Origin of the sequence: Pseudomonas sp. FFUP_PS_473 (assembly GCF_002858665.1) — a bacterium.
Lineage (GTDB): Bacteria > Pseudomonadota > Gammaproteobacteria > Pseudomonadales > Pseudomonadaceae > Aquipseudomonas > Aquipseudomonas defluvii.
On the sequence record NZ_PJQQ01000136.1, the window covers coordinates 1 to 224 of the forward strand.

The 224-nt window shown below is 61.2% G+C and carries 1 protein-coding gene; it reads right to left on the reverse strand.

Features of this window, described 5'->3' with window-relative positions:
- A partial coding sequence (locus CYD26_RS24920; RefSeq protein WP_145991833.1) for an immunoglobulin-like domain-containing protein occupies positions 1 to 224 on the reverse strand: 224 nt, incomplete at both ends.

Below are 224 nucleotides of genomic sequence, written 5' to 3' on the forward strand. Positions count from 1 at the left end.
TTGCCGCCACTGATGTCCGTGATGCTGTTGGTCAGTGGTGCGTTGGTGTTGTGAACGTTGTTCGGCGCAGTGAACGGTACCGAACCCGACGACTCACCGACCGGAATGGTAATGGTCTGGCCGTTGGCCAGAGTCACCACCAGTGGGGTACCGGTAACCGGGGCGTTGACCGAAGCGGTGTAGGTGACAACGCCACCTTCGACCACGCTGGGTGTGGCGCTCAG